Source organism: Vibrio makurazakiensis, from assembly GCF_050337375.1.
Lineage (GTDB): Bacteria > Pseudomonadota > Gammaproteobacteria > Enterobacterales > Vibrionaceae > Vibrio > Vibrio makurazakiensis.
The window spans coordinates 1-12397 of sequence record NZ_JAKJSW010000132.1; the positions used below are offsets into that span (position 1 = coordinate 1).

Sequence of the window (12397 nt, forward strand, 5' to 3'; positions counted from 1 at the left end):
TTGCTTACGTACGTGACAATAACAAAGATGCACAGGCGACATACTTAAAGCAAGGTTTTGAAATCGTTGGCACAGCGAAGAAACATGCCAAAGTGAAAGGCCAGTACGTCGATGAAATACTAATCGAAAAATTCCTATAACTTGAAATAACCCATTTGGTGGCAGCTAAGCTAAATCGCTTAATGGCTGCGCTACTGAATAGCTGAATAGCTGAATAGAATAGTTGCTGACGATTTAAGTGAGCAATAGCTGTTATTTCAAGTATCATTCAGCGCATGCACGCTTAGTATCCAATGGTTACTGACCGTGTATTTTGCAAGATACCTATACTCCCCAGTTTCAAAGGAACCATTGTTATGGAAATGCTTATTGTATCGTCTGAGCGACAAAAGCGCCTGATCATGATTTTTAGTGATAAAACGGCAAGAATGTCGGATAAAGCAGTGTTAAATGACCTAAATTCGCACCAGATCAATTCAACAGCTTATCCTGCTTTTAAAACAGCGACAGATTTACGCGTTGAGCGCCTTGGTTTGATCGACGGGAATGATAAAGAAAATGCTTTAGAAGGCGGTGACTTCTTATATCGTTACCTATCTAAAGGCTATATGTGTTTAGGTAACTATGTTGGCAAGCCTAAGCCTGACCTGACACCTTGGGGCGTTAGATCTGTTCGCATGCAGCCTAGAATCGGTTTCGGTTTATAGAAAGCAGCATAGCCATCTATTCGGTCATCATGCCTTAAATCAATGGTGACTGAATAGATGGAAGAACACGAATTCCACGCCGTCACCTYACTTAAAGCTCAATACCTTTCCTTCATTCTCCTCATCTCAGCATTCAATAATCCTAGCTCACATTTATAACAAACCTTCAGTTCTCTTATAAATCAATAAATTACCAACAAACATTCATGAGAGAAATGCGAAAGCGTAATTATCATTTTATTGATCTATGTTAACTATCAATTACCACTTTAGGGTTAAATTGCGTCGCATAATAAGTCAATTATCAACTAAGGAAGTTATGATGAAAAAGATGTTTGCGTTGGGTATTACAGCAGCCCTATCGATGCCAGTTGTGGCTCAACATACGACGAGTCAAAGTACTGTAATCAACGGTCTTGATTTCGGCCCCCTCGCTCAATTGGTCGGGACATGGAAATCAGCTGATGCTGGTGGGGTTGATGTAGCTCCGGGTCAAGAAAATTCAGCGGTAGGTGAAGGTAACCCATCGGTAACACCATTTTATGAAGTGATGACTTTTGAAGTAGCTGCTGATGCTACAAATGCTAGCGAACAATACTTAGTAGCACTGTACTATAAGCAAGAAGTCTTTAGAAAAAAAGACGATTCAAAATTTCATGACCAACGTGGATATTTCATTTACGATAAAGAAAATCAAACGGTTTACAACTCATTCTGTGTACCCCGAACTACTTGCGTAACGGCCGAAGGAAAAGCAGGTAACGTTATGACATTGAAGTCTTCTGATAACGGTATTGCCGAATCAAATTACATGTTAGATAACGCTGCAACAGAAGGCTTTACTATGAGCCTAAACCTTTCAGAAGATCAATTAACTTACTCTCAAACGACTGAGTTAAAAATTTACGGTGAAGACTTCACACACACCGACGCAAGCACACTATACAAAGTAAAATAATAACTAAACGCGCAGGTGACTTAACGCTCTCTTAATCACACTCGCGAATTTAAAGCTTTCAGTACATCTAATTCAAAGCCCAAACTAACCAAGTTTTACCTGCATTAAACGAACGTTAATTAGGGCTTTTTTTGTATCTAGCCATCAGGCTCACAGTTCCAGTTCCACCGTCAGCCTTGCTTAAGCCAAAGAGTGACTCAACACAAAGTGGTCTTCATTTTGTTCCTCAACCACCCAGCCAATAGACTCGTATAAATAGGGAATATGGGTATAAACATACAACCGAGTTTCACCTAACATTAAAGCCTGTTGCATCGCCATTTCTATCAACCTCTTACTCACCCCTTGTTTGCGAAAGTCTGGCTTAACAAGCAACGCATTTACCCAAAGGGCCATAACGTCTGTTTTTGGCGCTGGGTAACGAGTAAACGCTAGCCCTCCAATAAGGTCATCATCGCTAAGAGCAATAAGCGGTGTTGGTAAGGGCAGTCCTTCTTTTTCATTGCTAAACGGATCCACTTGCCCCCACTCCTGAACAAATAAGTCGTAAAGGGCTTTAGAAATAGGAGTATCAGTTTGCGGTTGATCTAACGTGATGGACATAGGTTGACCTCATAAAACTCTGGCTAAAATACGCGACGATTAAGATTGGAACTTTTCACCAGCGGCTACCACAAATGCCATTTCAACCAATAGGTTGGGATCGGCTAATTCTACTTTAACGCAAGCACGGCTTGGCGCTCGGCCTTCAGGAAACCACGCTTCCCACACCTCGTTTAACGCATCGAAATTTGCGAAATCAGTAACATAAATGGTAACTGACATAATTCTCGATTTATTACTGTCGACCAATGCCAACATTTGCTCAGCTTGATCGAAAATTTGTTGAACCTGGCTTTTCATATCTCCAGAAGTATCACTTTCAGCCACTTCTACAAAATTGGCAATACCATTGAATACGGTTACGTCAGACCAACGAGGTGTTGGGTTAATATGGTGAACATCTTGCATTTAAACTTCCTTATAAACCAGAATTTGAGCCACCATTTCTACCACGCCTTCTCTCATTAAGGAAACCTCTTATTTACATCAGTCTCTATGCATAATAAGAATGCCATACCGCGTGTAAGAGATCTCTCACAAGTCATGTAAGCGAGTGTTGATTCATACGTAGGGTGCATCTCAAGATCAACATTAAAGCATTGAATTTTAACAATTTAATTAAATTTAACATCTCTAAAACATAATAAATTCATCTTTATCTCATTGGATCACAAAGCCAATCAAGTAATATAGGTTTTGTCGACAGGGAGTTGGCAAGGATAGACAAGTTAATGGAATAACAACCTTCAGGATGAAGGATTGATTGCTTAGGAAGAGTGATCAGCATGGATGTAATCCACAGAATAAGTCAGACCTAGCCTTTGGTTACAGTAAAACTTATAGAAGTGAACCTCTCAAGATGAGATGGCCCATCAGGACGATAGGCAAAGACGGACACCGCTAGGAAGGCGACGGATTAAATGGATATCGGTTAAAGGATTTAACCAGTAGCACGGAAGATGCTTGGAGCACCTTACCTCTTTGAGGTAAAACAGTAGCTGGATTGCTGCAAAGAAACTTTTTCCCCGCTCGGCGAAAGCCAAGCGGGGTTTTCTTTGTCTGCTATTTAAGCCTAAGCTCTTAAATTTCAGTTCTTAAACCTCAGTTATTAACCCCCAACTCTTAAGCCTTAACTCCAAATTCCCCCCCACCGCACACACGCCATGGTCAGTGGTGAAAGCCAGAAAGTCGACTTATACTCTACGCTAATTGTTAAATTATTGTAGCGAGTCAATATGTCATGATTCGTTTTAAAAGGCAGTACCAAGCATGGGTAGCAAACGAAACATTAGAAGACTATTCGTTACGGTACGCCGCTAAAAGTTTCCGCAGATTTTCCCCCTCTACTCTGGCGAATACCGCCTTAGGAGGCATCTCATTTTTGGCACTAGAGGCCATCGGTGGTGCTGTTACTGTGAGCGTCGGTTTTGCTAACGCTGTGCCTGCCATTCTTCTCGTATCTCTACTTATTTTCATCACAAACTTACCCATCGCGCATTACTCTGGGAAGTACAATATAGACATGGATCTGCTGACCCGAGGAGCCGGCTTTGGCTACATAGGATCAACGATCACCTCCCTGATATACGCGTCTTTCACCTTCATCTTTTTCGCGTTGGAAGCAGCGATCATGGCTCAGGCATTAGAGCTGTATTTCCAAATACCTCTACCACTTGGCTACGTTATTTGTTCACTGGTCATCATACCCATCACCTTCTTCGGCGTTACCGCCATCAATAAATTGCAAAATTACACCCAAGTAATCTGGGTTGTGTTGATGGTTTTACCGTTTGTTTTTGTCATATATAAAGAGCCAAATATCCTTACTTATTGGAGTGAGTTCGCAGGGCACAGCGCGGTTGGTAATCAGTTTGATATTATCTTGTTCGGGCAAGCATGCGTCGTTTTGTTTTCATTGGTTGTACAAATTGGGGAACAAGTTGACTACTTACGTTTTATACCCAATAAAACCGAAGAAAATAAAGTCCGTTGGTATTCAGCAATAATCCTCGCAGGGCCTGGCTGGATTATTGTTGGGTGCTTGAAATTATTAGGAGGCAGTTTGCTCGCCTTCCTGTTTATCCATAACGGAGGAGATTACGACAAAGCTGTCGAGCCAATACAAATGTACATCCAAGGCTATGGATATATGTTCGACTCCCCAGAAACGGTGCTTGCAGTCGCAACATTCTTTGTGATCGTTTCTCAGGTCAAAATCAACGTCACTAACGCTTATGCAGGCTCACTAGCATGGTCAAACTTTTTCTCACGAATGACCCACTACCACCCCGGTCGCGTGGTATGGCTCATCTTCAACATTTTGATCGCCCTGCTACTCATGCTGCTCGGGATCTTCGACACGTTAGAAGCCGTATTAAGTGTGTATGCCAACCTGGCTATTGCATGGATTGGCGCAATTGTTGCTGACTTATTGGTACTAAAACCGTTAAAAATCAGCCCAAGCTATATTGAATTTAAACGCGCCCACCTACACAATTTCAACCCTGTTGGTTGCCTATCGATGCTGATTGCGTCGATTTTGTCTGTAGTCGCTTATGCCGGAATATTTGGTGAACTTGCCCAAGCCTACTGCGCATTCATCGCCTTAATCAGCTCATTTTTGCTCGCCATATTAATTGGCTATATCACCAAGGGTCGTTATTACCTCGCCAGAACACCAACAATCATTTCTGTCACTAGTCCATCTCAAGTGGTGAAGTGTTCTGTCTGCGAACAGGAATATGAACAAGAAGATATCGCTCACTGCCCTTTCCATCAGGGAAACATCTGTTCCTTATGTTGCAGCCTAGAAAACCACTGCCATGACCAGTGCAAAGTCATCAATACTCCTAATCAAACTGCCGATAAAGAAGTGGTGTACTCCCTATTAATGCAAAAAATCGACGTCAACATGGGGCGACGAATCATTCGCTTCTTAGTGATATTTTCAACCATGGCGCTAATTTCCGGTGCATTTTTCTTACTGGCATTTCACTTTAGCCACATGAGTGATGTGGTACAAAACCAACACTTATTCGATGTCATCCTCAATATATTCTTCGTCGTACTGGTACTGATTGCCATCAGTGCGTGGTGGATTGTGTTATCTCACGAGAACAGGGAAATGGCCGAACGCGAACTGTTGCAGTCACTCAACTATTTAGAGATCACCAAAAATGAGTTAGTTCAGAGTGAAAAGCTTTCATCCTTAGGGCGTTTAGTGGCAGGGATCGCCCATGAAATTAACACTCCATTGGGTATCTGCGTCACCATTACCAGCTCTTTAGACGATGCCAAACGTAACTTTAAAACAAGCTTAGAAGGCGGTCAGCTGACTAAATCTGATTTAGATACCTTTGTGGCAGAGGTTGATGAAGTGAGTGAAATGCTCAGCGTAAGCTTGAACAAGGCCACGCAGCTGATTCGTAGCTTTAAACAGGTGGCTGCCGATCAAACCAGCTCCCTACGACGTAATTTTGATCTTATCGAATTCTCAAAAGAACTCGATTCCACCTTACAACCACAGTTCAAACACAGCTCGCATCAAATTCACTTTCATTGTGAGCCTGATATCAAACTAGACAGTTTTCCCGGCCCCTTGGGTCAAGTGATAACGAACCTCGCCACTAATTCAATTAAGCATGGTTTTGAAGACAAAGAAGAGGGCGAGATCTCGGTTAGTGCTAGGTTAGACGAAGACAAGGAGCACGTACTGCTGCTCTACCAAGACGACGGTAGAGGAATACCGGAAGAATACATCCATCGTGTTTTTGACCCTTTCTTTACCACCAAGATGGGTGATGGCGGGACCGGACTAGGTTTGAATATTGTCTATAATATAGTCAATAACGTTCTAGGTGGAACAATTTCAGTCCAAAGTGATGAAGGGTGTACTTTCACAATCAGAATCCCACTCGTTGCGCCACATACCGCCAGTTTTATGGGAGCAGGTAATGAAAACGGACAATGAACTCTTTGTATTCGCAGAAGAAACAGATGAACAAGCACCCGCATTACAACACGATCCTTGGATTGTTTTGATCGTCGACGACGAACAGGAAATCCACAGAGCGACCCGCTTCGCGTTCAAAAACTTCATTTATGCGGCTCGGCCTATTACCTTTCTTAATGCCTACAGCGGCGAAGAAGCCAAAGATGTTTTACGTAATCACACCAACATTGCRTGCATATTCTTAGATGTCGTAATGGAAACGGAAGACGCAGGTTTAAGGCTGGTGAGCTTTAYTCGCGATGAATTACAAAATAATGACGTGCGCATCATTTTAAGGACAGGTCAGGCGGGATACGCGCCTGAAGTAGAAGTCATCCAGCAATATGATATCAACGATTACAAAGAAAAGTCGGAACTCACCAAAGACGCTTTATTCACCTGCCTCACCACTGCCTTACGTAGCTATCAACAAATACAAACCATAGAGTCGAGCCGCAAAGGGCTGTCTATGATCATTGAAGCTTCATCGACCTTACTTGGTGTTAAAGCCGTTACCCAATTTTCGATAGGTATTTTGACGCAAATTTGTGGGTTGCTACATATAAAACCGGAAGGCGTGGTGTGTATCCACAGTGATTTATCCGATAACAATGCACTGAATGTGCTTGCAGCCGCAGGGACATATACAGACTACATCGGACAGCCTTTGATTAGCTTAAATAAGCCTGATATCAGTTCGTCAGTCGCCGACGTGTTAACTCAAAGGCATAGCCTATACCAAGAGCACCACAACTTTGTGTATATCCCACTGTCTTCTATGGGCGAAATCGTGGTGTTTGTGAATAGCCAACTCCCGATTAGCAACCTGGACCAACAGCTATTAGAAATTTTTAGTATCAATATTGCGGCGGGTTTTGAAAATGCCAAAATGTTTGAAAAAATTGAGTCACTGGCCTATCAAAATCAGCTAACCCAGTTACCCAACAAATTAGTATTATTGCAGCATTTAGGAACACTGACGCAGCACACACACCAACCTTTCATTTTGATTTTAACCAATATCGACAACTTTGAAGACGTCAACGATGGCTTAGGTTCAGCTATTGGGGACAAACTTATTGTGCAGATATCCCAAATGCTTACAAAGTTTCATTCATCGAAACCTTTTGTCGCTCACTTAGGTTCCGATACATTTGCGTTATCTTTACCGGTAAACAATAAAGAAGAAGTCCCCCAAATATTGGTCGATTTACGTAGTCAATTCTCTTCACCAATCATGCTTGAAGACAACCTGATCCCTGTGTCGACCTCTATCGGTTGCCGTTTCTGTGATAACGAAGAAGTGGATAGCGAAACCTTATTGCGAAATGCGGGCATCGCATTAAAACACGCTAAGCAACAGGACAATGGCCAATACTGCATATTTGAATCCAGTATGGACACATCTTTATTGCAGCGATTACAAACCATCAAAGACATTCACCACGCCATCAGCAACCAAGAATTTTGCCTATACTATCAACCGCAAATTTGCATGAAATCAGGGCAAGTTGTCGGGGTTGAAGCGCTGATCCGTTGGCAACGTTCCGACGGCACGATGGCAAACCCTATCCAATTCATTTCAGCAGCTGAAAGTTCAGGGTTAATTGTTCCAATGGGGTATTGGGTATTAGAAACGGCGATTAAGCAACACTTCGAATGGAAACAAGCCGGTCACGGAAACATCAGAATGGCGGTGAATGTTTCCCCTCGCCAACTGTGTGAATCTGATTTTGTCGATAGGGTTATCCAAATCGTCGCCCAATCCGGCATAGAGCCATCAAATTTAGAGCTAGAWATCACCGAAACCATGGCTATGACCGACCCTGAACATCACATTCAAAAGTTAGTCCAATTGAGAAATGCTGGTATTCAAATTGCGATTGACGACTTCGGAACGGGATACTCTTCTTTAAGCTACTTGCAAAAATTACCGATAGATCGGCTTAAAATTGACGGCGCCTTCGTCAGAGATATTGATACTAAAAAAGAAGATGCTTCTATTGCGGCGATGATTATTAATATGGGGCATGAGCTGAATTTATACGTGATTGCAGAATGTATTGAAACTTCGGCACACCAGCAGATTCTAAGCGATTTAGGGTGCGATGAAGCGCAAGGTTATTTATACGCAAAGCCCTTACCTGCTTCGGAGCTTTCCCAACTGTTTTGCTCTTTGCGAGAAGCCTCTAGGGATATGAATAGCCCCACTCCACAACTCATTTTGATGACAAAGCCTCACTGATCATCAATCGTGCTGCGTTTGATCTTGTTATAGCCATTACACCAACAAACATGGGAACAAGCGATTCACTTGTTCCYATTACTCCGAACTCTCACTCACCTAAGAACTGATGGTTTCCAATGTCAATGAAGACGGATAAGTGGGTGAAAGATGAATGGTATTTTTGGCTACTCTCGCCAATTGCGCCATTCCCTCAGGCTCACCGCTGTTTGGGTTCACATCGTATTTCGGAAAGTTACTGCTCGATATGTCTAATCTTAATCGGTGACCTTTCTTAAAAAGGTTACACGTCGCGAACGCTTCAACTTCGATTTCGTATACCTGACCTTGCGTCAGCAATTCAGGCTGCTCAAAAGATTTGTGATAACGGCATCGGAAAATACCATCCGAGATGTTCATCGCGAACCCCCGAGGGTAATCCATACTTGGCGGATACACATCCACCAGCTTTGCGGTAAAGTCGGTATCCAATGCATCGCTTTCAATGAACAACTTAACGATCACCTTACCAGACGCCGCGATATCTTCCGTCAGTGGCTCAGTTTGAAACACTAGAATATCTTTACGTGCTGATAACGGCAGGTCGTTCCCTTGCGTACCAAAAAACCTCGGATCTTCAAGTTGATCAAAAGCCCCGCCCACAAAAACCGGTTTTCCAGAGGTTAATGCCCCGCCAATCGTCGGAACGGGATTATTAGGGTCAAACAAATAGCTCATTTCTGCATAGCTGGTTTCAGCTGTCTGACTCAGCTTTCCTCCGGTTCGCAAATACCATTGCTGACAGGAAGTGTTCGCCAAAGGCCATTGATTAGACTCTAACCAACGCCCACCGTGATCCAGTTTGCCATGTGGTGTTTCCGCACCACTGCCGCCGCCCATTTGAAAAACTTTAACACTAGCTTGCGTAGGTAAACTTGCATCAAGCAACCAACGTCTGAACCAGTCAATACGATGCTGTAACCAATTTTTTGCCACATTATTATCAAACGATGCCTGCTCACCAAAATCCACATCACCGTTAAACTTCACATTGCGATCGCCATGTAACCACGGCCCCATGATCAACGATATCGGCGAATCATTTTGTTCAGACAACGCCTTAAAATTATCTAAGGTACTTTTTACGTAAACATCGTACCAACTCGACATCAATAAGATCGGCACATCAGGAACATTCTGATAGCTATCAAGAGAGTAAATGCCTGATTTTTTCCAGAAGTCGTTAAACGTACCCGCTTCCCATTGCTCTAACAAATAGGCTTCATAGTCAGGTAAATGCCTTAGCGGTGAATGGCCTCGCTTCCAAGGCATTTGTTTAAACCACTCTGTAATGTCTTCACTCTCTAGCGCCAACTTTAATATTGGATCTGCTTGTGCTTCAGGACTGACTAAGGCTTGTCTATACGCCCATGTTGCTTGTTTAAGCTCAAACGCACCTCCTTGTCGAATACCGCATTCATAAGCACTTGAAAAGCCGCCAGAATCCATAGCCATGCAAGCTAAACCTGGCGGGTTTAAACATGCCATCGCCATTTGAGTATGCGCCGCATAAGACAGCCCCATGCTACCAATTGAACCGTTACACCAAGACTGCTGAACAATCCATTGGCACGTGTCATAACCGTCTTCCGCTTCATTGATGTATTTCGTAAACGTGCCTGTCGAATTATAACGACCTCGGCAATCTTGAAACACACAAGCAAACCCCGCATCCGTGAAAGCTTTCGCCATTTCCTCACGGCTCACAAGGTTCCCTGATACGTCAACTTCAGATCGCGAAGGAGCCGATTTGTTATACGGTGTACGTTCAATAATAACGGGCCAAGATTCTACAACCTCGGTTGACTCCGCTTTCAGCAAACTCACGCTACGTGAAGAGCTCGCCGCTCTAGGAAAGCGTTTTGATTTGCACTCAGATTTAGGCAGATACACGTCTGTGGCTAGAAACACGCCATCACGAGTTTCTACCATCATGTCTTTCAATACTTGCATTGTCATTTCCTAACCGTATACCGATAAGCTGATAGAAAGGAAAAGCAGTGCAAACAAGATAATCAGCACAAAGAATGGGAATATGTATCTTGCCCATTGTCCCCAACCCACTTGAGCGGTCGCTAAGAAAATAAGCAAGCCACTTGAGGTAGGAGTAATAATGTTGGTCGCTCCGTTACCCATAAGAAACGCAAGTACCGTGGTATGTGGGTCGACGCCAGCAAGTTGACCAAGAGGACCTAAAATTGGCATGGTCACAGCGGCCTGACCCGACGTTGACGGGATCGCGACATCAATCACAAGCTGCGCGAAGAACATACCGAATGCGGCAAAGGTTGGGTTATTTTCGCCGACGACAGAAGATAACGAGAAAATGATGCTATCTAATACCTGACCTTCCGCTAGAACAATCGCAACAGATGTCGCTAAACCAATCAATACGCCCGCTATCAGTACCTTTTTCATACCAGATACGAAAGCTTCAACGGTTTCATTACTGTTTAAGCCACCAACAACCGCGAAAAGGACACCAAGAGCAAGGTAGTAAGCGGATAGTTCATTGTATTTCCAATGCCACGTTTGCGAGGCATACACTAAGAAGCCAATACCTAGGCCTAAAATAAGCAGCACTAATGCATGGCGAGTCGGTAGTGGTGAAGAGTCCCATCCCGCTTCCATCGTGACATTTTTCACTTCTTTGCGAATGCTACGCAAAACGTAAAGAATGCCGACGATCATCAATACAACGTACACAAGAACACGCATGCCCATACCACTAAAGACTGGGACATCAACCAACGGCTGAGCAATCGATAATGCGTAAGGGTTAGTGATAGACGCTAGGTAACCAACTTTTACCGGAATAGCGACTATCGCTAAACCAATGATGCTTGATAAACCCATGCGGTGCGCCATCGCGACCACCATAGGAATGACAAGCAAATATTCTTTGGCCATTCCCATGAAGGTACTGCCCATTGAAAATACAATCATCATTGCTGGTACTAATAAATACACATTACCTTTGGTCACCGATAACATGCGTTCAAGGCCGGTTTCAATCGCACCAACCTTGTTTAAAACACCAAACATCCCGCCGATAAAGAGCACCATGAAAATCATGCCCGAGCGTTTGTTGATTGCTTCAGGAATACTCACTAATGCGTCGAGTAAGCTTACTGCTTTGGCTTCACTCCCTTCCGAGTAAATACCGAGTAGGTTGAGTGGAGAAGCATCTTTTTCTAGTACCTGATACGTTCCCGGTACGATAAGCTTACCGTTACGCTCAAACGTACCAGAATCTAAAAAGTAGGTCATAAGCACCGCAGCAAGTACTACAAATAGCAAAATGATCACAGGGTTCATCGATTTTTTAGATTTCTGTTCTACCTGAGTGTCGGGGGACAATTGACTTGGCATCGTCGATTCTTTTATTGTCATGTTTAAAATTCTCGTTTCTCATAGTTACAGTTCATTAACATAACAATCAAGATTGTATCCCAACAACGGTATGACAAAACGTCATACCATTATGCGTACAAGGCATTATGAATATAAAACAACTTGCGGCACTTAAAGCAATAATGACCACCGGATCGACCAGTGGCGCTGCGTTACAGCTTGGTTTATCCCAATCTGGCATTAGTCGATTGCTCTCCCAACTGGAGCAAGAACTTGATCTAGAGTTATTTGACCGAGAAAAGGGCCGACTAAAAATTAAGCCTGAGAACAAAAATCTGTTAACAAACGCGCTAAAATCCCTCGACCAATTGGAACTCCTTTACGAAGAAGCGAATGAAATCAAAAAGGGCGAGCAGAGCAAAGAAACCATAAAAATTGCGGTACCTTACACTTTTGCGTCGTCTTTAATTCCACAGATCCTACTTAAGTTATACCAAGAT

At 43.2% G+C, this 12397-nt stretch carries 10 protein-coding genes; 6 read left to right on the forward strand and 4 right to left on the reverse strand.

From position 1 onward, the window contains the following. The 3 genes from L4C33_RS14480 to L4C33_RS14490 form a co-directional block, all read left to right on the forward strand. Positions 1-140 (forward strand): GNAT family N-acetyltransferase (locus L4C33_RS14480; RefSeq protein ID WP_428813137.1); only part of this gene is annotated, 140 nt, incomplete at its 5' end. 216 nt (positions 141-356) lie between these two features. Further along, positions 357-707 carry a hypothetical protein gene (locus L4C33_RS14485; RefSeq protein ID WP_428813129.1) on the forward strand — a complete coding sequence of 117 codons (351 nt, stop codon included), beginning with the start codon at positions 357-359 and terminating at the stop codon, positions 705-707. A gap of 322 nt (positions 708-1029) precedes the next feature. Continuing rightward, the gene (locus tag L4C33_RS14490; protein ID WP_428813138.1) at positions 1030-1665 is read left to right on the forward strand and encodes a heme-binding beta-barrel domain-containing protein; all 636 of its coding nucleotides are present in this window, start codon (positions 1030-1032) and stop codon (positions 1663-1665) included. A gap of 180 nt (positions 1666-1845) precedes the next feature. Here the strand turns inward: L4C33_RS14490 and L4C33_RS14495 are convergent, their stop codons facing one another. Together L4C33_RS14495 and L4C33_RS14500 are read right to left on the reverse strand one after the other, a co-directional pair. Beyond that, on the reverse strand, positions 1846-2268 hold the full coding sequence (locus L4C33_RS14495; protein WP_428813130.1) for a GNAT family N-acetyltransferase: 423 nt from the start codon (positions 2266-2268) through the stop codon (positions 1846-1848). Positions 2269-2307: 39 nt separating this feature from the next. Further along, a complete protein-coding gene (locus L4C33_RS14500; protein WP_428813131.1) occupies positions 2308-2676 on the reverse strand; it encodes a RidA family protein in 369 nt (122 codons plus the stop codon). 973 nt (positions 2677-3649) lie between these two features. Between L4C33_RS14500 and L4C33_RS14505 the strand changes: the two genes are divergently transcribed. Together L4C33_RS14505 and L4C33_RS14510 are read left to right on the forward strand one after the other, a co-directional pair. Further along, positions 3650-6238, forward strand: coding sequence for an ATP-binding protein (locus L4C33_RS14505; RefSeq protein ID WP_428813132.1), 2589 nt, complete (start codon positions 3650-3652; stop codon positions 6236-6238). Next, on the forward strand, positions 6222-8504 hold the full coding sequence (locus L4C33_RS14510; protein ID WP_428813133.1) for a bifunctional diguanylate cyclase/phosphodiesterase: 2283 nt from the start codon (positions 6222-6224) through the stop codon (positions 8502-8504). The genes L4C33_RS14505 and L4C33_RS14510 overlap by 17 nt, the downstream gene beginning before the upstream one ends. A 99-nt stretch (positions 8505-8603) precedes the next feature. On the opposite strand, the gene L4C33_RS14515 is transcribed toward L4C33_RS14510, so the two are convergent. Beyond that, complete coding sequence (locus tag L4C33_RS14515; protein ID WP_428813134.1) at positions 8604-10496, reverse strand: CocE/NonD family hydrolase; 1893 nt, start codon at positions 10494-10496, stop codon at positions 8604-8606. Between the two features lie 9 nt (positions 10497-10505). Further along, on the reverse strand, positions 10506-11936 hold the full coding sequence (locus L4C33_RS14520; RefSeq protein WP_428813135.1) for a YfcC family protein: 1431 nt from the start codon (positions 11934-11936) through the stop codon (positions 10506-10508). 107 nt (positions 11937-12043) lie between these two features. Here L4C33_RS14520 and L4C33_RS14525 point away from each other — a divergent pair. Continuing rightward, the coding region (locus L4C33_RS14525; RefSeq protein ID WP_428813136.1) for a LysR family transcriptional regulator at positions 12044-12397 on the forward strand (354 nt) is incomplete at its 3' end.